26 protein-coding genes are annotated in these 24,598 nt (G+C 60.3%); 9 read left to right on the top strand and 17 right to left on the bottom strand.

All coding sequences use genetic code 11. The features are described 5' to 3' along the window. Positions 1-51: 51 nt before the first annotated feature. Both ACPV0M_RS10520 and ACPV0M_RS10525 read right to left on the bottom strand, forming a co-directional pair. The gene (locus tag ACPV0M_RS10520; RefSeq protein ID WP_425620592.1) at positions 52-690 is read right to left on the bottom strand and encodes a phosphoribosyltransferase; all 639 of its coding nucleotides are present in this window, start codon (positions 688-690) and stop codon (positions 52-54) included. Positions 691-852: 162 nt separating this feature from the next. Beyond that, on the bottom strand, positions 853-1,311 hold the full coding sequence (locus tag ACPV0M_RS10525) for a DUF4446 family protein (protein WP_425620593.1): 459 nt from the start codon (positions 1,309-1,311) through the stop codon (positions 853-855). Positions 1,312-1,691: 380 nt separating this feature from the next. On the opposite strand from ACPV0M_RS10525, the gene larE reads away from it, so the two are divergent. The 3 genes from larE to larC all read left to right on the top strand — a co-directional run bounded on the left by larE (position 1,692) and on the right by larC (position 4,464). Next, complete coding sequence (gene larE, locus ACPV0M_RS10530; RefSeq protein WP_425620594.1) at positions 1,692-2,426, top strand: ATP-dependent sacrificial sulfur transferase LarE; 735 nt, start codon at positions 1,692-1,694, stop codon at positions 2,424-2,426. Between the two features lie 83 nt (positions 2,427-2,509). Then, complete coding sequence (gene larB / locus ACPV0M_RS10535; RefSeq protein WP_425620595.1) at positions 2,510-3,274, top strand: nickel pincer cofactor biosynthesis protein LarB; 765 nt, start codon at positions 2,510-2,512, stop codon at positions 3,272-3,274. Then, positions 3,271-4,464 carry a nickel pincer cofactor biosynthesis protein LarC gene (gene larC / locus ACPV0M_RS10540; RefSeq protein ID WP_425620596.1) on the top strand — a complete coding sequence of 398 codons (1,194 nt, stop codon included), beginning with the start codon at positions 3,271-3,273 and terminating at the stop codon, positions 4,462-4,464. The genes larB and larC overlap by 4 nt, the downstream gene beginning before the upstream one ends. A gap of 82 nt (positions 4,465-4,546) precedes the next feature. On the opposite strand, the gene ACPV0M_RS10545 is transcribed toward larC, so the two are convergent. The 4 genes from ACPV0M_RS10545 to ACPV0M_RS10560 form a co-directional block, all read right to left on the bottom strand. After that, entirely contained in the window at positions 4,547-4,957 is a 411-nt protein-coding gene (locus ACPV0M_RS10545; RefSeq protein ID WP_425620597.1) for a (2Fe-2S)-binding protein, read from the bottom strand. 163 nt (positions 4,958-5,120) lie between these two features. After that, positions 5,121-5,438 (bottom strand): hypothetical protein, encoded by a 318-nt coding sequence (locus tag ACPV0M_RS10550; protein WP_425620598.1) that lies wholly within the window; start codon positions 5,436-5,438, stop codon positions 5,121-5,123. Between the two features lie 31 nt (positions 5,439-5,469). After that, positions 5,470-6,324, bottom strand: a complete 855-nt coding sequence (locus ACPV0M_RS10555) for a ParB/RepB/Spo0J family partition protein (protein ID WP_425620599.1) — start codon at positions 6,322-6,324, stop codon at positions 5,470-5,472. Beyond that, entirely contained in the window at positions 6,317-7,081 is a 765-nt protein-coding gene (locus ACPV0M_RS10560) for a ParA family protein (protein WP_425620600.1), read from the bottom strand. Before ACPV0M_RS10560 ends, ACPV0M_RS10555 begins: the two co-directional genes overlap by 8 nt. 207 nt (positions 7,082-7,288) lie before the next feature. On the opposite strand from ACPV0M_RS10560, the gene ACPV0M_RS10565 reads away from it, so the two are divergent. Next, a complete protein-coding gene (locus tag ACPV0M_RS10565; protein WP_425620601.1) occupies positions 7,289-7,555 on the top strand; it encodes a hypothetical protein in 267 nt (88 codons plus the stop codon). A 459-nt stretch (positions 7,556-8,014) separates the two neighbouring features. Here the strand turns inward: ACPV0M_RS10565 and rsmG are convergent, their stop codons facing one another. The 8 genes from rsmG to rpmH all read right to left on the bottom strand — a co-directional run bounded on the left by rsmG (position 8,015) and on the right by rpmH (position 14,893). Further along, entirely contained in the window at positions 8,015-8,737 is a 723-nt protein-coding gene (gene rsmG, locus ACPV0M_RS10570; RefSeq protein ID WP_425620602.1) for a 16S rRNA (guanine(527)-N(7))-methyltransferase RsmG, read from the bottom strand. Further along, entirely contained in the window at positions 8,734-10,623 is a 1,890-nt protein-coding gene (gene mnmG / locus ACPV0M_RS10575; protein ID WP_425622196.1) for a tRNA uridine-5-carboxymethylaminomethyl(34) synthesis enzyme MnmG, read from the bottom strand. The genes rsmG and mnmG overlap by 4 nt, the downstream gene beginning before the upstream one ends. A gap of 684 nt (positions 10,624-11,307) precedes the next feature. Continuing rightward, positions 11,308-12,693 carry a tRNA uridine-5-carboxymethylaminomethyl(34) synthesis GTPase MnmE gene (gene mnmE, locus ACPV0M_RS10580; RefSeq protein WP_425620603.1) on the bottom strand — a complete coding sequence of 462 codons (1,386 nt, stop codon included), beginning with the start codon at positions 12,691-12,693 and terminating at the stop codon, positions 11,308-11,310. A gap of 9 nt (positions 12,694-12,702) precedes the next feature. Further along, entirely contained in the window at positions 12,703-13,326 is a 624-nt protein-coding gene (jag, locus tag ACPV0M_RS10585) for an RNA-binding cell elongation regulator Jag/EloR (protein ID WP_425620604.1), read from the bottom strand. Continuing rightward, positions 13,277-14,041 (bottom strand): YidC/Oxa1 family membrane protein insertase, encoded by a 765-nt coding sequence (locus ACPV0M_RS10590; RefSeq protein WP_425620605.1) that lies wholly within the window; start codon positions 14,039-14,041, stop codon positions 13,277-13,279. The genes jag and ACPV0M_RS10590 overlap by 50 nt, the downstream gene beginning before the upstream one ends. Before the next feature lie 120 nt (positions 14,042-14,161). Beyond that, positions 14,162-14,368 (bottom strand): membrane protein insertion efficiency factor YidD, encoded by a 207-nt coding sequence (yidD, locus tag ACPV0M_RS10595; protein ID WP_425622197.1) that lies wholly within the window; start codon positions 14,366-14,368, stop codon positions 14,162-14,164. Positions 14,369-14,376: 8 nt separating this feature from the next. Further along, positions 14,377-14,700 (bottom strand): ribonuclease P protein component, encoded by a 324-nt coding sequence (gene rnpA, locus ACPV0M_RS10600; protein WP_425620606.1) that lies wholly within the window; start codon positions 14,698-14,700, stop codon positions 14,377-14,379. 58 nt (positions 14,701-14,758) lie between these two features. Then, positions 14,759-14,893 carry a 50S ribosomal protein L34 gene (gene rpmH, locus ACPV0M_RS10605; protein ID WP_425620607.1) on the bottom strand — a complete coding sequence of 45 codons (135 nt, stop codon included), beginning with the start codon at positions 14,891-14,893 and terminating at the stop codon, positions 14,759-14,761. Positions 14,894-15,143: 250 nt separating this feature from the next. Between rpmH and dnaA the strand changes: the two genes are divergently transcribed. The 5 genes from dnaA to gyrB all read left to right on the top strand — a co-directional run bounded on the left by dnaA (position 15,144) and on the right by gyrB (position 21,146). Further along, a complete protein-coding gene (dnaA, locus tag ACPV0M_RS10610; protein ID WP_425620608.1) occupies positions 15,144-16,481 on the top strand; it encodes a chromosomal replication initiator protein DnaA in 1,338 nt (445 codons plus the stop codon). A 152-nt stretch (positions 16,482-16,633) separates the two neighbouring features. Next, positions 16,634-17,743 carry a DNA polymerase III subunit beta gene (gene dnaN / locus ACPV0M_RS10615; protein ID WP_425620609.1) on the top strand — a complete coding sequence of 370 codons (1,110 nt, stop codon included), beginning with the start codon at positions 16,634-16,636 and terminating at the stop codon, positions 17,741-17,743. A 4-nt stretch (positions 17,744-17,747) separates the two neighbouring features. Further along, the gene (recF, locus tag ACPV0M_RS10620; protein ID WP_425620610.1) at positions 17,748-18,854 is read left to right on the top strand and encodes a DNA replication/repair protein RecF; all 1,107 of its coding nucleotides are present in this window, start codon (positions 17,748-17,750) and stop codon (positions 18,852-18,854) included. Between the two features lie 23 nt (positions 18,855-18,877). After that, the gene (remB, locus tag ACPV0M_RS10625; RefSeq protein ID WP_425620611.1) at positions 18,878-19,129 is read left to right on the top strand and encodes an extracellular matrix regulator RemB; all 252 of its coding nucleotides are present in this window, start codon (positions 18,878-18,880) and stop codon (positions 19,127-19,129) included. Positions 19,130-19,241: 112 nt separating this feature from the next. Then, positions 19,242-21,146, top strand: coding sequence for a DNA topoisomerase (ATP-hydrolyzing) subunit B (gene gyrB, locus ACPV0M_RS10630; RefSeq protein ID WP_425620612.1), 1,905 nt, complete (start codon positions 19,242-19,244; stop codon positions 21,144-21,146). Positions 21,147-21,468: 322 nt separating this feature from the next. Here the strand turns inward: gyrB and ACPV0M_RS10635 are convergent, their stop codons facing one another. The 3 genes from ACPV0M_RS10635 to yedE all read right to left on the bottom strand — a co-directional run bounded on the left by ACPV0M_RS10635 (position 21,469) and on the right by yedE (position 24,450). Continuing rightward, a complete protein-coding gene (locus ACPV0M_RS10635) occupies positions 21,469-22,323 on the bottom strand; it encodes a L,D-transpeptidase family protein (protein WP_425620613.1) in 855 nt (284 codons plus the stop codon). A gap of 842 nt (positions 22,324-23,165) precedes the next feature. Further along, complete coding sequence (locus ACPV0M_RS10640) at positions 23,166-23,381, bottom strand: sulfurtransferase TusA family protein (protein ID WP_425620614.1); 216 nt, start codon at positions 23,379-23,381, stop codon at positions 23,166-23,168. Then, positions 23,362-24,450, bottom strand: coding sequence for a YedE family putative selenium transporter (gene yedE, locus ACPV0M_RS10645; RefSeq protein ID WP_425620615.1), 1,089 nt, complete (start codon positions 24,448-24,450; stop codon positions 23,362-23,364). Before yedE ends, ACPV0M_RS10640 begins: the two co-directional genes overlap by 20 nt. Positions 24,451-24,598: the final 148 nt, after the last annotated feature.

The following is a 24,598-nucleotide window of genomic DNA, read 5'->3' on the forward strand; positions in this document are numbered from 1 at the left end:
AGAGGGCCGACCTTTATGCGGAACTGTTGAAAAACAGCGCCGCAGGCACTTTCATGCACGCCGGCGCCTGGCGAGGAGCGCGATGACCTCTTCGTCGGTCGTCTGGTCGAACCGCCGGTAAAACTGGCCCACCGCGTAAAAGGGCTCGGGGGTGAGCAGGCAGATCATCTCGTCGACTTCCCCGGACAGCATCTCCGCCGTATCGGGCGGCGCCACCGGGACGGCCAGGACGACCCTCGCCGGGCGCGCGTTTTTCACCGAACGCAAAGCAGCCAGGGTCGTGTAACCCGTGGCCACTCCGTCGTCGACAAGGATGACCGTTTTTCCCTCGAGGGGCAGGGGATCTTTCCCCGAACGGTAGAGCTGCGTGCGGCGGGCGATTTCGGCCAGTTGGACCTTGACGGCATCATCCAGCGATTCCCTGGCAAGCCCCAAGAGCCTCAGCGCCCGCTCGTCAAAAATGGTTGTTCCGTCCTCGGTGACCGCTCCCACGGCCACCTCGGGGTTGAACGGCGCCCCGATCTTGCGCGGGACGATGACGTCTATGGGGATATCGAGGGCCTTGGCCACTTCGGCCCCGACAACCACGCCGCCCCTCGGAATGGCCACGACAACCCCGTCCTTGACGGGACCGATCTCCTTCAATTCCGCGGCCAGCAGCCGGCCGGCCTCGACACGGTCTTGGAACAACGGATGCCCCCCTTAAACCGGAAGTCGGAGGTCAGAAGTCGGAAGTCGGACTCGAAGGAAATCCTCCCGGATTTCCCGCTGAAAAAAGAGGTCAGAGGCCGGAAATCTCGAGGGAATTCGCAAGGCGAATTCCTTTCTTATGTTCCCACTTCTGCCTTCGCGCTACTCACGTCTTCTGCTCAAATTCCTGTCGTCCATAACGACCTGGCGGATGGCCTCCCGCTCCTCCTCGCTGAGGTTATAGGAGGAACCCCCTTCAACCACGGCTTTGGCGTAAGTGCAGACCTGGTCCCGGCCGAAAATGCTGCTGAGCACGACGCCGTCCCCCAGGCCGTCCAGGAGGCCGACCGCGTAGCTCAGGTTGCTGCCCATGTCCTCAAAGGCGTTAAACCGGACAATGCTGGGCGTGCGTACACAGCGCCTGACCTGGGCCTCCAGCTCGCGCTGCCGCGCCGTGACCTCCGCCAGGCGTCCTTGGGCCTGTTCGACGAGCCGGGAAAACTCGGCCAAAACGTCCCCCAGCCCCGGGCCGGCGCTCCGAACCAGGGTCTGGTAACGTTTGAACTGGGTGCTCAAACGGCGGTAAAGAAAGAACTGCGCTATGCTGACCAGAACAAACAAAAGGGCCAATCCGGCCAGCAGTTCAACGGCATATGCCTGGATGAAATCGCTGAAGTTGATGATAACCGCCGCCCCCTCCGCAAATTTTGCAGTTAAAATTCGCTGTAAATCTTGGAACCCCTGCCAAAAGCCCGGTACTCAACTCGAAGAACCATTTACATTTAAAGTAACCGTCAGTCTTCGAGACGTAAAAGTTAGATCTACCTGACAACTCGATTCCCTTAGGTTGAGTGCCGGACGCAAGCGTTAAGCGTTAAGTGCTTACAGCCATTATAGTTGACAAGCCTTGCCGGGCGGACATACACTGCGAATTAAGAATTTACGTTATGGTTAATATGCTAAACACCCTCCGTCAAATAATAAGACAGCTTTCGGGAGCCGTGGTGGCATTTTCCGGCGGGGTGGACTCCCTTGTCCTGGCCCGCATCGCCGCCATGGAGCTGGGACCGCGCTGCCTGGCCGTTACGGCGACCGGGCCGATTTACAGCCCGCGGGACACGGCCGACGCACGGCGCGCAGCCGGGGAATGGGGTCTTCGACACGTCGAGGTCGCGCTCGGCCAGCTCGATAATCCCGCATTTACGGTCAACAGCCGGGACCGTTGCTACGTCTGCAAGAAAAAGCTGTACGCAGCCCTGCGGGAACTCGCCGGGGAATACGGCCTGCCCTGTATCGCCGACGGCACCAACGCCGGCGATACGCGGGAATTCCGGCCTGGACTCGCCGCCGCTGCCGAATTCGGCGTGAAGAGCCCCCTCCGCGAAACCGGCATGTCCAAAGACGACGTGCGTCAACTAGCCCGGCGTCTCGGGATACCCGGCTGGGACAAGCCATCCGAAAGCTGCTACAGCACGCGCATACCGTATGGAGAAACGATCACCGGGGAAAAGATCGATCAGATAGCGCGGGCCGAAGAAGTCCTGCGGGGCCTGGGCTTCGTTATGGTCAGGGTCCGCCACCACGGGGACGTCGCCCGCATCGAGGCGCCCCTGCCCGCCCTGCCGCGACTGACGGAGGAACCGGTCAGGTCCCTCGTTGTAGACGCCCTGCGCGAGTTGGGGTTCAAGTTTGTGACCCTGGACTGCGCGGGCTACAGGAGCGGATGCTTTGATTAGTAGTCGGGAGTCGGGAGTCGGTGGCCGGGTAGACGGTGGTTGCCGTAGTCCTATAGTTTGCGGTGTAAAAAGGGGTTTTTGGTGTGGACGTTGAGTCGTTGAAGGCGCTTTTGGCCGGCGTCGCCGAAGGGCGAATAGACGTCGCCGAGGCCGTGCGGGCGCTGCGTGACCTGCCGTACGAAAACCTCGGGTACGCGCGCCTGGACCACCACCGCGCCCTGCGGACGGGTTTCCCGGAGGTTATCTTCTGCCAGGGGAAGACCCCGTCCCAGGTCGCCCAGATTTTTGCCCGGCTGGCCGCCAAATCGCCTGTGGTGCTGGCCACCCGCGCCGGTGAACAGGTGTTTGCCTGTGTTAAGCGTGCGGTTGCCGGGGCCAAGTATCACCCCGCGGCGCGCTGCATCACTTTGCAAAAGGAGCCGGCGGAGACTCCGGCGGGCCCGCCCGTCGCCGTCCTCAGCGCCGGGACAGCCGACCAGCCGGTGGCCGAAGAATCCCGGATCGCCCTTTCACTGATGGGCCATCCCGTACGGGCCCTGTACGACGTCGGCGTATCGGGCATCCACCGCCTGTTCGACCACTTGGAGACAATCAACGAGTGTGCGGTCGTCATTGTCGTGGCCGGCATGGAGGGAGCCCTGCCCAGCGTCGTGGCCGGCCTCACCCCGCGTCCCGTCATCGCCGTGCCCACGAGCGTCGGGTACGGGAGCAGCTTCAACGGCCTGGCCGCGCTGCTGGCCATGCTCAACAGCTGCGCCCCGGGAATAGGGGTAGTCAACATCGATAACGGGTACGGGGCCGCCGCGCTGGCCGACGCCATCGTCAGGACCGGGAGGGAGCGGGAATGAAGGTGCTGTTCTGGGATTGCAGCAGCGGCATCGCGGGGGATATGGCCCTCGCCTCGCTGATCGACGCCGGCGCCGACGCCGGCAGGATCGAGGCGGCCCTTGGAACATTGGGAATCGACCCTTTCCAGTTCCGCGTAGCCCCGGTGAAAAGCTACGGGATCAAAGCCACTAAGGTCCGCGTTGACGCCCCGGACAAGCAGCCCCATCGCCGTTTGACCGATATTCTTCGCATCATCAGCGAGGCGTCCCTTGCACCGCAGGTTAAGACAAGCGCGCAAAAGGTCTTTGCACGGCTCGCCGAAGCCGAAGCGAGGGTGCACGGCATTTCGCCCTCGGAGGTCCACTTCCACGAGGTCGGCGCCGTCGACGCCATCGTGGAGGTCGTCGGGACCTGCCTGGCCCTGGATTTCCTTGGCGTGGAGCAAATCGCCGTTTCGCCCTTTCCTCTGGGCCACGGTTTTGTGCGCTGCCGGCACGGCCTCCTGCCTGTGCCCGCGCCGGCGACCCTCGAGCTGTTGCGGGGGTTTCCCGTTCGCCCGGCCAACGTCGAAGGCGAAACGGTCACACCCACGGGCGCAGCCCTGGCCACGGCCCTGGCCGCAGCAACGGGACCCATCCCACCCATGACCGTCGACGCCGTCGGATACGGTGCGGGAACGGCTGATTTCGGGTTTCCCAACATCCTCCGGGCCATTCTCGGATGGACCGCAACCCCGGAGCCGGAGGCAACCGAACCCGTCGCCGTCCTGGAAACCAACCTTGACGACGTCAACCCGGAAATCCTTCCCGAGGTTATCAGGAAGCTCCTCGACGAAGGGGCGCGCGACGCCTTCATCACGCCCGTGATCATGAAAAAGGGACGCCCGGGGACCAAGCTGACCGTGCTGGCCCACGAGCACGACCGGCAGCGCCTGGCCGGGCTGCTCATCGCCGAAACGGGCACCCTGGGCGTCAGGATGAGGCACGAAGAAAGAATCGTCGTTCCCCGGCAGACCTTTGAAATCCGCACCCGTTACGGCCCGGTACGGGTCAAGCTCTCCCGCATGGGCCGGGAAGTCGTAAGAATCAAGCCCGAATACGAGGACTGCCGGACCCGCGCCGCCGAGGCCGGAGTCACGACGCGGGCGGTCTACGACGAAGCCGTCACGGTCGCCTACAACGAGCTCGCCCAACTCCTAAAAGACTGTTAAAAAACTTGGCTTAACGACCGGGAAGCAGGATTCTTCTTTGTTCCAAGGCTTTGGCAATCACCGATTGCACAGCCGGCTTACATCAAGTTCCTGCAGGGTTTTCGGTAACGCACTTCTTGCCGGTATTCGCCCCGGTGTGTTCTTGAATATCGTTGATATCCTGGCAGCATTTTCGGACGGCAACGTGCTCGATAATCTCCGCTTCCGTGACGTGTTTGCAGTAACAGACGGGTACGGCAGGATCGCTTTCCTTAAACCACACTCTGACTTTCATGTCGCCCTTATGAAAGACCCGGCGTCCAAAATAGGCCACGTCACAGTCTGTAGAAAGACAAAGTGCGTAGCCATCCAATTCCACGGGAAGGCGGTCATCTCTAAGCAAATTACCCACCGTTTCAGGCCTTACCCTTTTTCCGCGTTGCCCACAAACGGGACAGCAAGGCGCATCGGCGGCCAAAGGGTCAACCCCGCAGACCTCAGTTGCTATGGCCATGGCTTCGATTTCCGCTCCTGCGCTTGTTGGACTTTCGATCCCGGCCTTAGTATAGCCCAATGCCGGCCTTGACTTATCTTTGATAACGCCGGTTTTGCCAGCCGCACTCGGCTATCGGCGCTTAGATTAACGAAGTTGACCCTCATCTGAATGCCGAATGCATTTACAGTCGGTATGCTTCCTTCATCGCCCGATACTTCTCGTACGCCGGGGGATCAATGTCCCTGATAGGCAGGCTGTCCAAAACCGGCAGCAGCGCCTTCAAGGCTTGCCCCCGCACCATCCACTGGCAGTAATCCCGCCCCCCGTGCCGGTAAGGGCCGTACAGCCTCGAACCAGGCACAAGACGCGTAAGCCACTCGAACAGGGCCACGTGCCTCGTGTGCATGCGCACCGTGATGTGCGGCTGGCGACCGTCTCCGCCGAAGTGCCCCTCACCGATGAGAACCCCGAGCAAAAGGCCTTTTTCAAAGTCGTTCATGTTGTTTCACCGTAATGTGCCACGTGAAACATTATTCCTTAAGCCCTAGAGCCGCAAGGACTCTGCGCAATTCTTCCTCGGATTTGTATTTGATCTCGACCCGGCCCTCGGTGCGCGTGCCTCTTATTTTGACGCCCGTACCGAGGTTGCGGGAGAGTCCTCTGGCCCACTCCCTGAGCAGGCGGTCGATGGCTCTCCGGGCGGCCGCGTCCTGCTGGCGCAGCGCGTTCCACCTCTTGACTTCCGCCTCGACCTCGCGTACAGACAGGCCTTTTTCGGCCGCCTTGAGCGCCAGTCTTTCCATCAGTCCTTCGTCTTCAAGCGCGGCCAGCGCCCTGGCATGCCCGGCCGTGATCGCCCCGGCCCCCAGCAGTGCGAGCACCTTCTCGGGGAGGCTGAGCAGGCGGAGGCTGTTAGTGATCGCCGTGCGGCTTTTGCCCACCTGCCGGGCGACCTCCTCCTGGGTCAGGCCGAACTCCTCGATCAGCCGCCGGTAGGCCTGCGCCTCTTCCAAGGAGCTCAGGTCCTGGCGCTGGACGTTCTCGATCAGCAAGGCGGCGGTGGACTCGAAATCCCCCAGGTCGCGGATAATCGCGGGGATCATGGTCCTGCCGAGCCGCCGGTAAGCCCGGTAGCGCCTCTCCCCGGCGACCAGCTCGTAACCCGAACCCGAGGCGCTGCGCCGGACGATGACCGGCTGGATCAGTCCATGTTGCTCGATCGAGGCGGCCAGCTCGCTGATCGCCTCTTCGTCGAAGTTCTTGCGGGCCTGGCGAGGATTGGGCTGGATTTCTGCAAGCGGGAGCTCGACGAGATCGGTCTTTTCCTTTCCTCCCGACGGGATGAGCGCGTCAAGGCCCCTTCCGAGGCCTCTTTTCTTAGACACCTTCCATCACTTCCTTGGCGAGTTCCATGTACATGTCCGCGCCGCGGCTTTTCGGATCGTAAACGACGACGGGGACCCCGTGGCTGGGTGCTTCGCTCAGGCGCACGTTCCGCGGGATGATTGTCTTGTAGACCTTCTTCTTAAAATAGCGCTTGACCTCTTCGACCACCTGGATGGCAAGGTTGGTACGCCCGTCGAACATGGTTAAAAGGGCCCCCTCAACGGTTAAACTGGGGTTGAGCCCTTTCTGCACCAGTTGAATAGCGTTCATGAGGTGGCTCAGCCCTTCAAGCGCGTAATACTCGCACTGGACGGGGATAAGCACCGAGTCGGCGACACAGAGGGCGTTAACGGTCAATAAACCCAGCGAGGGCGGGCAGTCGATGAAGACGTAGTCAAACCCGCCTTTTACCGGTCCGAGGGCTTTTTTCAAAACCAGCTCGCGGTCCGGCAGGCTGACCATTTCCACTTCCGCCGCGGCGAGGGTGAGGTCGGCCGGGGCAACGATCAGGCCGGCAACCGAGGGGCAATCCCTCAGTACGTCGGTAAGGGCGGCCTCGCCGACCAGCACGTGGTAGACCGTCTTTCCGGAACCGTCCGTCTTGACACCCAGACCGCTGGTCGCATTGCCCTGCGGGTCCATATCCACGACCAGCACCCGTTTGCCGAGCAAAGCCAGGGCGGCACCCAGGTTGACCGCCGTCGTCGTCTTGGCGACGCCGCCCTTTTGGTTTGTAACCGCAATTACTTTACCCACGCTTAACCCCTCTCGCCCAAGCTAACATAGTAAGTTTTAACGTTATGCCTTATTCCACATTTGCCAACAAAATCCTGCGTGTTTACGACTCGGCATTGATCTGCAGTTTTCCATATCCTAATGCTCAATGCTTAGCAGCAGGACATCGTTAACAGTTTTTATCAATAACATCGTTGAACATGTTTAGCATTAGCTCGATAATAGCCCTTGCTGTTCGGGTCTGGGTTTATCCCCGCAAGCGACTTTGCAGCTTCGGGCACCGTTCTTAGCGAAGGTGAAGCCAGCGTGGCTGCCGACGAGGACGTTCGCGGGCGCTTCCGCCGTCGCAGCGTCGGCCGTACGCTTTTCCTCGGCCTTGCCTGCGCGAACTTGTCCGTGACAGAGGAAGATGCTCGTTCGCCTCGGGCGCCGGCCGAACTCGCTGCGCCCAAACAGCGGCCGACGCTTTCCCTCGGCTCACTGCGCATTTTTTGATTTATACTCCCAACGTTCGCTGCGTCAAGGCCTCGGCGCGTACTTAGCTAACCTTTAGAAGACTGCGCTCGCGAACAATCCGCAGGAGGCCCGCCACGCTCTGAACCGGCAAACCATCAAGAGGCCGTTCAAAAGCGAGCATGGCGCGGAAGGCCTTTGAGATGTGGGTCGTGGGAAGTCAGAAGTGGGAACACAGGGTTGGAATTCGCTTGGTGAATTCCTTCATTGATACTCACCTCTGACCTCTCGCCTCACACTTCTCAAAGTCAGGCGAAGCTTTTCAACGGCCTCATAGAACGGTCGAAGCGGCGCACTGAGCAGCGGGGATAACCCAGACCCGCTGTAACCGCTATCGTTGGTTACCAGGGTCGAGAAATTGTAGTTTAGAATACAAACTGCCCTGGATGTAAACGATGTGCTGCTACCTGACATATAGCACTTACAGCGGAGAAACGGCCCCTACAGGGGCCGTTTCTCCGGCATTCCCGGGCGCCTGGGAAAGCGCTCCGGGGTCGCTTTTATTTTTCTGATTACCGCCAGGCTGCGGGCCCCTCCTCCGAAGGGGAGGGAGAGTTCGTGCACGGCCTCGACGCTCCCGCCCAGCACGTCCAGCACCCGTTGTGCGCCGGCCAGCTCGGCCTTCACGCCGGGCCCCTTGTAAGCGACGAAACAGCCCCCCACGGCGGCGAAGGGGAGGCAGTACTCCGCGAGAACCCGGACCTCGGCGACCCCCCTGGCCAGGACCCAATCGTACCGCTCACGGTGCCGGGGCTGCCGGCCCAGTTCCTCCGCGCGGCCCCAGACAGCTGCGGCCTGGTCCAGTTCCAGGACGGCAAGCGCTTCTTCCAGAAAAGCGACCTTTTTACGGCTGGAATCCAGCAAGGTCAGGACGATGGACGGAACGGCGATCTTCAGCGCGACCCCGGGGAAACCCGCCCCCGTACCGACGTCGATGACCCGCGCGCCGGGCTCGGGACGGGCGAAAAGCAGCAGGCTCAGCGAATCCAGGAAATGCTTGACCGCCGACTCGGTCTCCTCCGTGATCGATGTGAGGTTGAACTCGCGATTCTTCTCCATCACCAGGCGATGGTAGCGAACGAAGTGTTCCAGCCGCCGATCGTCGTAAGCGATGTTCCATTCCTTCAGCCCGTTGACAAGCGTATCGCAAAACCCGTTGCTCATGCCGGAACATCCTTCTTCGGCCTGTACTGCTCGAGCGCCGCCAGCAGCACGCCGATGTCGGCCGGGGAGACGCCCGAAATGCGGCTGGCCTGGCCTACCGTCTCGGGCCGGATGCGGGCCAGTTTCTGCCGCGCCTCGGTGGACAAACCGGCGACGGCCTCCCAGTTCAGGTCGGCGGGGATGGGCTTTTTCATCAGCCTGGCCATCCTCTCGACCTGGGCGGCCTGCTTGTTGATGTAGCCCTCGTACTTGAGCCGGTTCTCTACCTCGGTCCGGACGTCCTCGGACAGCGGGGCGGCCGGCGGAACCAGCCCGGCAATCACCTGGTAATCGATCTCCGGCCGCTTGAGGAGCTCGACCGCCCGGGTCGGCTGGCTCAACGGCGCGGAGTTCCTGCCGCGAAGGACGGCCTGCACCTCCTCGGTCACCGGAACGCTCGTCCTGCTCAGGCGCTCGATTTCCTCTTCCACGGATTTTCTCTTGCTCTCGAAAAGCCTGTACCGCTCACCGTCGACCAGGCCGAGGCGGTAAGCCCTTTCGGTCAGGCGCATGTCGGCGTTGTCGTGCCTGAGCAGCAGGCGGTACTCGGCCCGCGAGGTAAACATCCGGTACGGCTCGGGGGTCCCCTTGGTGATCAGGTCGTCGACCAACACCCCGATGTACCCCTCGCTGCGGTCGACGACGAAGGGGTCTTGCTGCCGGACCGCCAGGGCGGCGTTGATCCCGGCGACAATGCCCTGGGCGGCGGCCTCCTCGTAACCCGAGGTCCCGTTGATCTGCCCGGCAAGGTAGAGTCCCGGCACTCCCTTGACTTCCAGCGTCGCCCTGAGCTGCGTGGGCACCACGTAATCGTACTCGATGGCGTACCCCGGACGGACGATTTCCGCCTTTTCCAGCCCGGGGAGGCTCCGCAGCATCTCGATCTGCACGTCCTCCGGAAGGCTGGTGGACATACCCTGGACGTACATCTCGGCGGAGTTGAGGCCTTCGGGTTCGATAAAGACCTGGTGCCGCTCGCGGTCGGCGAAACGCACCACCTTGTCCTCGATAGACGGGCAGTACCTGGGGCCGACGCCCTGAATGATCCCGCTGTACAGCGGCGACCTGTGCAGGTTCTCCCGGATGACCTCGTGGGTGCGGGCCGTGGTGTAAGTCAGCCAGCAGGGGACCTGGGTCCTTCTCTGCACGGGAGAGAAAAACGAAAAGTTCCGCAGGGCCTCGTCGCCCGGCTGCACCTGAAGCCTGTCAAAATTAATCGACCTGCGGGCCACGCGTGGAGGCGTACCGGTTTTGAACCGTCCCATCTCCAGCCCCAGCGCGCGGATGCTCTCGGCGAGGCCGACGGACGACCGCTGACCGTGCGGGGCGCCTTCGTAGCTCACGTCCCCGATGATGATGCGGCCCTTCAGGTATGTCCCGGTCGTAATGATCACCGCCGGCGCCAGGAATCTGGCCCCGGTAAGGGTGACGACGCCGCAGACGCGGCCCTGTTCGGTAATGACCCTCTCCACCATAGCCTGCTTGAGGTCGAGGTTAGGCTCCCTCTCGAGCACGTCCCGCATGCTCATCTGGTAGAGCACCTTGTCGACCTGGGCGCGAAGGGCCCTGACGGCCGGCCCTTTTCCAGTATTTAACATACGCATCTGGATGGCGGCCCGGTCGGTGTTCCGGCCGATCTCCCCGCCCAGGGCGTCGACCTCGCGCACCAGGTGCCCCTTGGCAGGGCCACCCACCGCAGGGTTACAGGGCATGGAGGCGACGTAGTCGATATTCATGGTGAGCACAAGGGTACGGCAGCCCAGCCGCGCCGCGGCCAGGGCCGCCTCGCAGCCGGCGTGGCCGGCGCCGACCACGATCACGTCGTATTTTCCCGCCGTGTACTCCATACACTCACCTACTTTCAAAATAGTCCTTGCTATTCGGGTCTGGGTTTATCCCCGCAAGCGACTTTGCTGAAAGCTTCGGGCACCGTTCTTAGCGAAGGTGAAGCCAGCGTGGCTGCCGACGAGGACGTTCGCGAGCGCTTCCGCCGTCGCAGCGTCGGCCGTACGCTTTTCCTCGGCCTTGCCTGCGCGAACTTGTCCGTGACAGAGGAAGATGCTCGTTCGCCTCGGGCGCCGGCCGAACTCGCTGCGCCCAAACAGCGGCCGACACTTTCCCTCGGCTCACTGCGCATTTTTGATTTACACTCCCAACGTTCGCTGCGGCCAAGGCCTCGGCGCGTACTTAGCTAACCTTTAGAAGACTGCGCCCGCGAACAATCCGCAGGAGGCCCGCCACGCTCTGAACCGGCAAACCATCAAGAGGCCGTTCAAAAGCGAGCATGGCGCGGAAGGCCTTTGAGATGTGGGTCGTGGGAAGTCAGAAGTGGGAACACAGGGTTGGAATTCGCTTGGTGAATTCCTTCATTGATACTCACCTCTGCCTCTCGCCTCACACTTCTCAAAGTCGGGCGAAGCTTTTCAACGGCCTCATAGAACGGTCGAAGCGGCGCACGGAGCGTCGGGGATAACCCAGACCTGCTGTAACCGTTTTCATTGTCTGTGGTGCTGCATTTTGCAGGATGAAGACTACTTTCCGATGCAAAAGTCGGCGAAGATACGGTCCAGAACGTCCTCCGCCACGTTGGCCCCGATGACTTCGCCGAGGGCCTCCGCACCGGCCCTGATGTCGACGGCGACGATGTCCAAAGGCACTCCTGCGGCGAGGTTCGCCGCAGCCTGGCTAAGGTATCCGGCGGCCCTCTCCAGGCTGGCCTTGTGCCTGACGTTGGTGACGAGGGGAGGTTCCCGCATGGCGAACCCCTTGCCGAGCACCTGTTCCTCGATAACGGACTCCAGTTCTTCGAGGCCCAGGCCCTCGGTCATCACCGTCCTGACCGCCGGCCATGCGCGGACCCGAAGCGGCAGCGCCGCAAGGTCCAGCTCTCTTTCGCCGACGTCGACCTTGTTGATAATAAGAATGCCTCTTTTACGCTCCACCAGCCTGGCGACCTCGATGTCTTCCTCCTCGAGGCCCGAGCCGGCGTCGAGGACGAACAGGACCAGTTCGGCCGTCTCGGCGCGCTCTCTGGCCATCTGGACCCCGATACGCTCAACGACATCATCAGTATAGCGCAAACCCGCCGTATCGATAAGCCGCAGGGGCATGCCCCGAACGTTGACGATCTCTTCGATTACGTCACGCGTGGTCCCCGGCACCGCGGTGACGATAGCCCTCTTTTCCCGCAGTAGGGCGTTGAGGAGCGACGACTTGCCCACGTTCGGCTTCCCGACGATGACGGTGCTGATGCCCTCGCGAAAGACCTTCCCGGCCTCGGCCCCCTCGGCCAGGGAGGCGCACCGCGCGGCCAGTTCCTCCAGGCGGCCGGCGAGTTCCCGCAGTCGGAGTTCGGGGATGTCGTCCTCGGGAAAATCAATGCTGGCTTCAACGAAAGCCAGCACCTGCATAACGGCGTCAAGCATGTCCCTGATCCGCTCGGAAAGCCTCCCGCCAAGCTGGCCGACGGCCAGAGAGAGGCCGTCCCCCGTCTTGGCGCGGATGACGTCCAGCACGGCTTCGGCCTGGGCAAGGTCCAGGCGTCCGTTCAAGAAAGCCCTTTTCGTAAATTCGCCAGGCTCGGCGAGCCTGGCTCCGTTCTCCAATATCAGTTCGAGTATCCGCCGTAGGGGCAGGGGACCTCCGTGGCAGTTCACTTCCACGACGTCTTCCCGCGTGTAGCTGCGCGGGGCCTTCATCACGCTGACCAGGACCTCGTCGACGACGTCGCCCGTTTCGGGGTCGACGACGTGCCCGTAGGTCATCCGAAAACCGGACGCAGGAGGCCACTTGGCGGCCCGTACCGGCCTGAAAACGCGGGAAACGATCCTGAGCGCTTCCGTCCCGCTCAGGCGCACGATGCCGACCGCACCCTCACCCGGGCAAGTGGCGATGGCCGCAATCGTATCGAACAGCACGCCGGGCACCTACTTCCTGGGGGCGATGACGATCTTCCTGAAAGGCTCTTCTCCCTCGCTGAAGGTGTAGATGTCGTCCCGGCCTCGCAACGTGGTGTGGATAACGCGCCGTTCCTGGGGGTTCATCGGCTCCAGGACGACGCTCCGCCCCCGCCGCCGCGCCTTGTCGGCCAGCTTTACGGCGAGGTTTTGCAGGGTCTCTTCACGCTTCCTGCGGTAACCCTCGACGTCAAGCACGATCTTCCGTCTCTGCTCCTGGTTCCTGTTGGCAGCCAGGCTGACCAGGTATTGGAGGGAGTTCAGGGTTTCGCCGCGCCGCCCGATCAGCACGCCCATGTTCCTGCCGGTAAGCGTGACCTTAATCTCTTCGTCGTCCTCCTCGACCGTGAAATCGGGATGGACACCCATCTCCGCCGTGATGTCCCGCAAGAGACTGATGACGCGATCGGCGAGCTTCTCCTTGACCGTTACGCGCACCCGGGCCGGGCGGGTGCCCAGAATGCCGAACAAGCCCTTGACCGATTCCTCCAGGACCTCGACTTCGACGTCTTCTCTATTGACGCTCAATTCGCGCAGGGCGTTTTCAACGGCTTCTTCTACGCTTTTTCCGCTGCTCTCTAGGCTTTTCCTCAACGTCTTTAACCTCCTCAATGACCGGAGTGGCCGGTTCGTCCGCGGCGGCAGCCTTCGCGACGGGCAGTTGCTTGTTGATGAAGTACTGCTGGATGATGCCCACGATGTTGAAGACGACCCAGTACAGGGCCAGGCCGGCAGCAAATTGAGTGCTGATGTAGCCGATAAAAACAGGCAGGAAGTAAAGCATGATCTTTTGCGTTTGCTCGGCCCCCGGAGCGGCCCCGCCCGCGTTGCTGGCCGGCATCGTGAGCTTGGACTGGAAAAAGGTGGTGACCGCGGCCAGAACCGGCAGGATGAAAAAGGGGTCGGGCCTGCTCAGGTTGGGAACCCAGAAAAAGGTGGCATGCGCGCTTTCAACGTAAGGAAAATCGAACAGCGCCCGGTAAAGGGCAATCAGGATCGGGAGCTGGACGAGCATCAGCAGGCAACCCGCCATCGGGTTCACCTTGCGCTCCTTGTACAGCTCCATGACCTTTTGCTGGGCCATCGCCTTGTCTTTGTACTTTTCCTGGATCTTCCTGATCTCCGGCGCGAGCTGTTGCAGGGCGATCATCGAGTGCATCTGTATCCGTGTCAGCGGGTACAGGACTACTTTCACCAGGATAGTCAAGAGAATGATCGCCAGGGCGTAGCTGGGGATGCCCAGGCTTACGGTGAGCTGGTAAAGCCAGTTGATAAGCAAGGTCATCCCATCAACGAGTGCTTGAAACAATCCCTCGAAACCCCCTAATGAGACGTGAGAAGTGAGAAGTCGGAAGTGAGAACAGCGGATGAAATTTGATAGACGAATTCCTGCAAGTTACTCACCTCTGACTTCTCATCACTCACTTCTCTAAACTGGGTCGTAGCCTCCCGGCGACCAGGGATGGCACCGCAAAAGGCGCCTCGCCGCCATGTACGATCCACGGAAGGGGCCGTGCTTGTGCAGGGCCTGTACCGCATACTCGGAGCAACTGGGGTAATACCTGCAGCATGCAGGGAAGAGAGGTGAAACGGCGAGCTGATAGATGCGGATCAAGGCAACCATCAGGGCGGTAATGAAATTCTTCATTTCAATCCCTTCACCAATGACAAGAGTTGCTCTTCAAGCGTTCCGTAGTCCTCATCGGCGGCCCGGAGCCGCGCCACGACAACGTAATCACAGCCGGGAGCAAACGCGCCTTCGTTGCGGCGGCAGATTTCCTTGAGCACCCTGCGCAGGCGGTTCCTGACCACGGCTTTGCCGACCTTCTTGCTGACCACGAAACCGAAACGGGAAAAAGCTTTCTCGTTGGCAAAACGGTACAGCACCAAGCTCCGCCCGGCGCGGCTGGCACCCCGGGCATAAGCCCTGCGAAAGTCGGCGTTGCTTTTAATGGTGATTATTCCCATAAACACCGTCTGTCATAAAAATTCCCTATAATGATAAAAAGGCCACCTTACAGCGGCCTTAGGCTGACAGACGTTTTCTGCCTTTCGCGCGCCTCCGGCTGATTACCTTGCGCCCGGAGTGAGTGGCCATGCGCTTCAAAAACCCGTGCACTCTCTTTCTTTTGCGCTTCTTCGGCTGGTAGGTTCGTTTCACGCCTTTCACCTCCCGGGCAACAGACCGTCTCCTAAAAAGCTAGACATCAAAAATCATTATATAGTATACGTCCTCGGCCAGTCAATAACGAATAGGTGTCACCGTCCCTGGAGGCCTATTTTGTTTGTTGATAAGTCCTGAAAAATCTGGTACCATTTACTTGTCCAAAAACACCGATTTTACACAGCTTGTACATAATTTGTGTTTTACTTTTGTTGATAATCAAGATTCTTAAAAACGGGGGATGCCAATGGTCCCGGCCGAAATTCTCGAAGCATGGCAACAGGTCTTGAAGGCGTTGGACCAAAAGCTGAACCGCCAGTCGTTCGAGCACTGGTTGAAACCCTTAAAGCCTATCGCTTTCTACAACAACACCATCCTGATCGAAGTTCCCAACAACTTCTCCCGGGACTGGCTGAACGAAAGATACACGCCCATGATTAAACAATGTTTCGAACAGGTCACCGGTTGCGAGGTCGGCCTGAAGTTTCTGTTGTCCCGCGAAGTTCCCGACATTGTGCACAACCTGTCCGCCAGGCCTCTGGACAAAAATGAGGATAATATCGCCCAACTAAATCCCCGCTATACCTTTGACAGTTTCGTCGTAGGCAATTCGAACCGTTTCGCCCACGCCGCCTCCCAAGCCGTGGCCGAAGCACCGGCGCGGGCCTACAACCCGCTGTTTATATACGGTGGCGTGGGGCTGGGGAAGACCCATCTCATGCACGCCATCGGTCACTACATCCTGCAGAAGTCCGGTTACCTCAGGGTGTCCTACGTTACTTCCGAAAAGTTTACCAACGAGTTGATCAACTCCATCCGCGACGACCAGACCGCCCAGTTCCGTGCCAGGTACAGGAGCATCGACATCCTCCTCATCGACGACATCCAGTTTCTGGCCGGCAAGGAACGCACACAGGAGGAGTTTTTCCACACCTTCAACACCCTGTATGAGGCGGCCAAACAAATCGTCGTCTCCAGCGACCGCCCTCCGAAGGAGATCCCGACGCTGGAAGAACGGCTACGCTCGCGGTTCGAATGGGGCCTGATCACCGACATCCAGCCACCCGACCTGGAAACCAGGGTGGCCATCCTGCGTAAAAAAGCCCAGGCCGAAGCGATCACCGTACCCGATGAAACCCTGCTCTACATCGCCGACCGCATCCAGTCCAACATCCGGGAGCTGGAAGGGGCCTTCAACCGTGTGGTCGCCTTCGCCACCCTGACCAACGCCGAGATCACCTCCGAGATGGCGGCCCAGGTCCTCAAGGACATCGTCCCGCCGAAGAAACCTCGGCAGATCAACTGCACCCTGATCCAGGAGATCGTCGCCGACTACTTCCGGCTGCGGCCCGATGAGCTTAAGGCCAAGAGACGGACGCGGAACGTGGCTTTCCCCAGGCAGGTGGCGATGTACCTCGTCCGCGAGCTTACCGACCTTTCTTTGCCAAAGATAGGCCAGGAGTTCGGCGGAAGGGACCACACCACCGTCCTCCACGCCTGCGAAAAAATCGCCGAGGAACTGACCAGAGACCAATCGCTTCAGGATTTGGTCGCCGCGTTGTTAAACAGAATCAAAGAAGATTAACAAATTGTGCACAGGCGGGCGGTCCCCACCGGGCTGCTACGGGACGGCATGTCCACATATCACCAGCTACTACGGCTACCACTATTAAAACTTTATTATTTTAAACAGATAATTAATCAACCCGTTTTGTAACACGCGAGAGGTGAACAGCTTTGCGCTTTAAAACCACGAAAGACAACCTCCTGGCGGGAATCACCACCGTGCAGAGGGCCGTCGCGGCGCGCAGCCCGATGCCTGTCCTGCAAGGCATCCTGGTCGAGGCTTCGGAAGAGGGCATCACCTTTACCGGCACCGACCTGGAACTGTCCGTCAGCTGCATCCTGCCGGCAACAGAAATCATCCCCGGAGCGGTCGTTCTGCCGGCCAGGTATTTTGCCGAAATTGTCAGGAGACTGCCGGATGGGACGGTTTCCTTCGTCGCCGAGCTGTCGTCCTACTCCGTCAGCCTGCGTTACGGGCGCGCCGAGGCTATGCTGAACGGTTACAGCGCCGAGGAATTCCCGAAGCTGCCGGAGGTCGCCCCAAAAGTGGCCTTTGCGGTACAGGGCGACTTGTTGCGAGATGTCGTCAGGCAGGTCGTCTATGCCGTGGGGCAGGACGAGCTCCGCCCGATTTTCACGGGGGTGCTGCTGGAAATCGAGGAACAGGAGATCAGGGCGGTGGCCACCGACACCCACCGTCTGGCCCTGCGTAGGGCCGACCTTCCGGGCAGCGAGGCCAAACTTACGAACATCATTATTCCAGGCAAGGCCCTGGGCGAGCTGGCCCGCCTGCTGGGAGGGTTTGAGGGCGAAAACGTTCAGGTGGCCGTGGCCGAAAGTTACGCCTCGTTTTCCTTAAGCCACGCGCGGGTGTTGACCAGGCTGATTGAAGGGCAGTTTCCCGATTACCGCCAGGTTGTCCCGAAAGGATATAAAACCAGGATTTTAGACATCAATCCGGCGGAACTCACGCGCACCGTTGAGCGCGCTGCGACGCTGGCCAGGGACGACGCGCCGGTCGTCGTCCTGGCCGTCAAGCACGGGACGCTGACCGTTTCGGCCCGTTCCCAGGTGGGTTCAGTCCTGGAGGAGGTCGCCGCCGAGCTGGAGGGCGAGGACATCCAGGTGGCTTTTAACGCCAATTACCTGATCGATGCGCTGCGTGCCGCGGGAAACGATACCGTTTCCCTGGAGTTTAACGGTCCCATAGGGCCGTCGGTTATAAGACCGGTTCCCGACGGGTCGTATTTTGCGCTGGTGCTGCCTGTACGGATGGTCTAACAGTGTGAGCCGCCTTTGCATTTGCACCGTCGAAGCACAAAGCTTCAGGAACTACACGGATTTCCGCGTCGAACCCCACCCGCGGTTCAACGTCATCAGCGGGCGCAACGCCCAGGGAAAGTCAAACTTCATCGAGGCGCTGTACTTCGCCCTGCGGGGGTTTTCGCTGCGCGCCGCGCGGGCTGGCGAAGTGGTCCTGTGGGGGCGGCCCGGCGCGCGGGTCACGGCCGACCTCGAACACCGGGGGTTGCTTACGCGGGTCTTGTGCGTGCAGGAAGAGAAGGGCAAGAGGCTGAGCATCGCCGGACAGCGGGTCAACCAGGAGGATTTTGCTTCCCGTTTCGGGGCCGTGCTGTTTACACCGGACGACCTGCTGCTGCTCAAGGGCGGCCCGCAGGAGAGGAGAAGGTTTTTAGACTTTGAGATGAGCGTCTTCAGTCCCGGCTATACCGCCGCTCTGCGGGAATACCGCCGCGCCCTCGCCCAGCGTAACGCCTTGCTCCGCGCCGCCCCGGGGGATAAAGAAAGCTTTGCGCTCTGGACGGAGAGGTTAGCGGCTCTCGGCGGCGAATTAATTATGCACCGGCTTCAGGTGCTGAAGAGGGTGACTCCGCTCCTTGAAGAAATGATCAAGGAGTGGGGCGGCGGGGAAGAGGTTGGCCTGCGCTATCGCAGCGCCGCCGTCCTGCGCGAGCTCAGCGCTGCCGGGATCGCCGGAGCTCTGCGCGAGGCGTTGGAGCAAAACGGGTCCCGGGAAATGAAAATGAGGCAGACCATGGCGGGTCCCCACCGCGACGACCTGTCGGTCCTGATCGACGGCAGGGAGGCCAGGGTCTTCGGGTCCCAGGGGCAGCAGAGGTCGATCGTCCTGGCCCTAAAGCTCTGCCAGGTCGCCCTCTGGAAGGAGCTTACCGGCGAAACGCCGGTGGTGCTCCTCGACGATGTTTTCTTCGAACTGGACAGGGGACGGAGACGAAAGATCCTTGAAAAGCTCGGCGACGACGCACAGGTTTTCGTGACGGTGGGCGATAGCGAGATACCCGCGGGCAAGGAAGGAAAAGTTTTTAGAGTGGAAAACGGCAGTATCAAGTCGGTATTCAGTAGTCGGTAAGTAGTTGAGAGGGGGAGACGCAGGTGTTTTTGCATTTGGGAGCCGACGTGATGGTACTGAAGAGCGACGTAATCGCGATCCTGGACCTGCAGACGAAGATGGCCAACAGCACCAAGGATTTTCTCAAAATGGCGCGTGACGAGGGACTCCTCGAGGCGATCATCGAGGAAGGCGAAAAGCACCGCTCCTTCGTCATCACGAGCGACAAGGTCTACCTCTCGCCGATATCGTGCGGAACGCTGAAAAAAAGGTCCGGCCTTGACTGGCAGCCGTAACTTGAGATGCTTTTGAATAGACTTTGAGGGAGGTGCATTTTTTGCGCGCCTCTGAAAAAGGGGTATATGTGTTAAAATAAATAATTAGAGTGTGTTTTTTGAGGAGGCCTGTTTGTTGGAAAATCACCAGACCGTCCACGGCTACGGCGCCGAGGATATCCAGGTACTGGAGGGCCTTGAAGCCGTTCGCAAGCGTCCCGGCATGTATATCGGGTCGACGGGGCCCAGGGGATTGCACCACCTGGTGTACGAGGTCGTCGATAACAGCATCGACGAGGCCCTGGCCGGCTACTGCGATTTCATTGAGGTCGTCGTTCACCGGGACAACTCGGTGACGGTCACCGACAACGGCCGCGGCATCCCCGTCGACATCCACCCGACGGTCGGGCGTCCCGCGCTCGAGGTCGTGCTGACCAGGCTGCACGCCGGGGGCAAGTTCGGCGGCGGGCAGTACAAGATTTCCGGAGGCCTGCACGGCGTGGGCATTTCGGTGGTGAACGCCCTCTCGGAGTGGCTCAAGGTGGAAGTATCCCGTGACGGGCGGCTTTACCGGCAGGTTTTCGAACGGGGCCTGCCCGCGAGCGACATGGGAGAGATCGGCGAGGCTGAGGGCACCGGCACCAGGGTCACCTTCAAGCCGGACGCCGAGATCTTCGAGGTCACCAGTTTCGACTTCGAGACGCTGGCCCAGCGGTTTAGGGAGCTTTCCTTCCTGAACCCGACGGTGACCATCCGTTTTATCGACGAGCGCACCGACGAGTCCCAGGACTTCCACCACGCGGGGGGCTTGCGGGACTTCGTCAGGCAGCTTTCCGGACGGAAAGAAACCCTGCCGGAACAGCCGATCTACATGAGCGACGAGAAGAACGACGTGGTTGTCGAGATCGCTTTCCAGTACGTCAACAGTGACCGGGAGTTGATTTATTCCTACGCCAACACCATCCGGACCATCGACGGCGGGACGCACGAGGCCGGTTTCCGGGCGGCGCTGACCCGCGTCGTCAACGACTACGCCAGGAAGTATAACCTTTTAAAAAACGGCGTCCTGGCGGGCGAGGACATCCGCGAGGGTCTTACGGCCGTCATCAGCGTCAAGGTCCCCGAGCCGCAGTTTGAAGGACAGACCAAGACCAAGCTGGGCAACAGCGATGTCCGCAGCATCGTGGACGGTGTCGTCTCCCAGCACCTGATGATTTTCCTGGAAGAAAACCCGGCCGTGGGCCGGCGGATCATCGACAGGGCCGTGCTCGCCGCCCGTGCCCGCGAGGCGGCGCGGCGGGCCAGGGAACTCACCAAGCGCAAGAGTCTCCTTGAGAGCAGCACCCTGCCGGGAAAACTCGCCGACTGTTCGGAGCGCGACCCGCGGGAAGCCGAGCTCTTCATCGTCGAGGGCGACTCCGCGGGCGGCTCGGCCAAGCAGGGTAGGGACCGGCGTTTTCAAGCCATCCTGCCGCTCCGCGGCAAGATCCTGAACGTGGAGAAGGCGCGCCAGGACAAAATCCTCGGGAACGAGGAGATCCGCGCCCTGATCACGGCTATCGGCACCGGCGTGGGCGAGGACTTCGACATCGCCAAGGCGCGCTACCACAAGATCGTGATCATGACCGACGCCGACGTCGACGGCGCGCACATCCGCACCCTGCTCCTGACCTTCTTCTACCGCTACATGCGGGAACTGGTGGAAAAGGGGTACGTCTACATCGCCCAGCCCCCGCTGTACAAGGTCAAAAAGGGCAAGGCGGAACGCTACCTGTACAGCGACAGGGAACTGCAGAAAGCCCTGGAGGAATTGGGGAAAGACGTAACGATCCAGCGCTACAAAGGTCTCGGTGAAATGAACCCCGAGCAGCTCTGGGACACCACCATGGACCGCGAGAAGCGGACCATCTTGAAGGTCAACCTGGAGGACGCCATGGCCGCCGAGGAACTCTTCTCCACGCTGATGGGCGACCAGGTCGAGCCGCGGCGGGAGTTTATCCAGCGCCACGCCAGGGAGGTCAGGAACCTGGATGTTTAACCCCGCGTTCTTCTTCTCCGCTAGGGGGAGCGGAGCCGACGAGTATGTTATCGCTACGAGCGATAAGGGGACCCCGTCTCAAACGGATGGGGTTCTGTTTTTCCCAGGTGCTGCTAAAGCCCCGTTTGCCCCCACATATTTAACCCGGCGCGGGCATCTTAATCATGTTAACCATGCGTTTCACCGGAGGTTCGCGCGAGGCTCCATTGTCAAGCTGATTTAAGAAAAGACAATTTTATAGACGATCACCGATGCTATAAAGCCGGCAAGATTGGCCGGGAGACCGACGGGAAGAGCATAGCGGGGGTTCTTGATGCATAAATCAGTGATGGATGATCACCATCGTCCCTCGGGGGATGTTTTCAAAAAACCACTTGGCGTCTTTTTCATCCATGCGTATGCAGCCGTGGCTCGCCGGCAGGCCGAGCTTGGCGTGTTCTTCTTCTTTGGTTTTCCACCGGTGGTCTTTGGGCACCGAGTGGATGAGCACCTGTCCGACCAGGCGCACCCAGTAGGTGGCCCCCTCGCCGAACCGGGCCGACCAAAAGGCATGACCGCGGTCCTGAGTGTAGAAACAGCCCAGCGGGGTGGGGCTATCCGGCCGCCCTCCGGACACCGGCATGCGGCGGACCACCTTGCTTCCCTTGTAGACGGTGGCCGTATGCCTTTCGCCCAGTTTAACGTCGACCCAGTATTTGTTCCCCAAATCCAGCGTCGTAAAAGTGATTTTGTATTTGTCCAGGCTTTCGAGATGCGCCGACTCGGCCTGCAGAACGGCTTTGTACCAGGTGTTCGGCAGAAACGAGTAAGCCGGCCGAAAGACAACGGAGCCTTGTTTAACCTCCGTATTTCCCGGCACGCTGGTTCCTTCCCGAAGACTTATGACCTTGACGCAAGCGGATGAGATCTCCTGGTCGAGAACGAATTCTATGGTACGGTAAAGGTGAACCTTTCTTTCGCCGTCACGCGGGTTAGTGCTGACGACTTTTGGTTTTCTTGCTGTAGTAAAAGCGATTTCCTCTCGGCCATTTAAAACACTTCCACCCATGCTGCGAAGACCCGCTTTGATGATAATCCGGTAGGTTGTATCGTTTTGAAAGGGCTTCTCCGGCGTGTACTGCCAGCGGCTGTAGTCGGTGAAACTCTTACCGTCGACAGAAAGCCGAAGGGGCGTCAAATCCCCGGGTATGGGAAGAACCACCGATCTTTTAAGACTGTGGAGATTGACGGGTGTATTAAAGACGATGGGTACCGGACCCCGGGAGGGTATTTTGTCTGCGAGAACTTTTGACATTAGCCTAATCGGCACTGGGGGCCTGACCTTTCCGGTAACGCTTTTGCTGATGAAAGGGATAATCGTGGGGGCACGATCGATTTGGAACTTTAAGAGTTGTCCTTGCGGCTCCCCTTGCTGTTGCAATCGTAAAACCAGAGTAGTCGGGCCCAGCCATTCGGTTTCACAAATTACTCCTGTTTTAGGGATTTCGGGCGCGATCCTCAGCCTTGAGCATAAAGATTCCTGGCGCATGGGCAACAGGAAATTGATTACTATGACGGCCCGGGTACGGTCCGTGTCGGGCTTCACGCTTACGATGGAAAAGCGCCTTATGCCGTAAAGGACGATCACGACCAGTAAAAGTAAAAGGAGCGCCAGCCAGAATCGCGATGAATATCTGTAACGCGGGAAAAATAGAAAACACCACAGTCGTAAGGGGTTGCCACGATTCGCCAAAGGTCCAAAGCCCCCCGATCGGTTTCACCATATACCTATGAGGGGGCATGAAAGAATATCCTGGCGGTACGGCCTGTTGAAAAAATGGGGGCTGTTCAAAAACGAGCATGGCGCGGAAGGCGAAGCTGGCCAGCGCGGAGCGTACTGGGTGGTACGTGAGCACTGGGCGGCGAGCGTGACAAAGCCAGGCGAAGTCTTTCAACAGCCCCGATACGCAGGGTTCCAACAGGTAACGCCCCGGCGGCTACCGCGGCGTTACCTTGCGATGTTGTCAAGTTGTTGGGAAATTATTTGCTCAGCGTAAGGAGATAGTCGCCTTCTTGCGACCTGATTTCCACCTTCCAGCCCTTGGACAGCGCCAGCCGCTTGATGTTCTCCCGGGCCGCCGAACTGTCCGCCAGCGCCTCAATCACTCCCGAATCCATGGCTTCGATTTCCCGTTTGACCATCAGCATCGGTTCGGGGCAAAGCAGGCCGCGGGTATCAACATGCCTTTTGTCCACTTGCCACCCTCCCTTGTACGGGGGTTTTCACATAGGTCAGGGCTACCGCGATCAAGGCCACGACAACCAGTCCGATAACCACGGCGTATTGTCCGCCGGCGGGGACGCCCGTTGGAGCCGCCGCCAGCTTGAAGTTGTGGGCGAAAGCAGCTCCCAGGATGAGGCCGAAAACGGTAACCGCGGAATCGGTATTGCCCTCCGCGGCCGAAACCAGCTGCCGCAGGGGGCAGCCGCCGAGAAGGACGGAAGCCCACCCGGCCAAAGTCATGCCGAGAAAGTTCCAAACCCCCTGCGTATGAGCCAGCGGCTGGTTCTCAAAGCCAAGGTGGAATTTCCCGACGAGCAGGCTACCGATCAGTGCGGTTACAAAAATAACGGCCATGCCGGTAAACAGGTAAGTGTCGCGGAACATGATCAGATCGCGGATGCCGCCCACGAAACACAAGCGCGAGCGCTGGGCCAGGGCGCCGACAAGCAGCCCGGCACCGAGCGAGAGCAGCACAGACGCGTGCATAGAGCCGGGACCTTCCTTGCTGGCGAAGAACCATGCGGGAGCCGCCAGCACGATCAGGAGAATAAAAGCAATGACAAACGTAAACAGGTAGCCGTTGCTCCTGTTCTGGGGAAGGGCGCGTCCCAGGGAAAACCCCTTGCCGATGAAGAAGACGCCGATGCCCACGCCTGCGGCCAGGCCGGCCAGGCCCAGGAGCGCGTTCAAGTCGCCGGCGGCCAACCGCAGCACCGCGCGCAGCGGGCAGCCGAGAAACACCAGAAACCCGATCATGGCCAAAAAGCCGAGGACGAAGCGCGTAAAGGTGCCGGCCCCGCCCACGGCCTTGAATTCCCTAGTGGACACGGCCATTAAGAAAGCGCCGATGACGATGCCCAGGATCTCGGGCCGGACGTACTGCAGTTTAGCCGCCTGGTGCAGCCCCAGGCCGCCGGTGATATCGCGCAGGAAACAGGCGATGCAAACACCCATGTTTCCCGGGTTCCCGGCTACGGCCAAGGCCACGGCTAGGGAGCCGACGACGATGCCGGCAAGAACGATGATGCCTTTTTCTTTCACTGCTGAACCTCCTAAACGTGAACTTTCTTGGCGGCGTTTCGCCCGCCGGCGGCTCCCGCCGGCGGGCCTTCTTGCACCGCCGGAAACAGAGACAATGCTTCTGCCAACACCTCCATTCCCGATAATTGCTAACTAACGATAATTCGCC

Source organism: Desulfosceptrum tomskiensis, from assembly GCF_049818055.1.
Taxonomy (GTDB): domain Bacteria; phylum Bacillota; class Desulfotomaculia; order Desulfotomaculales; family JASEER01; genus JBFLVT01.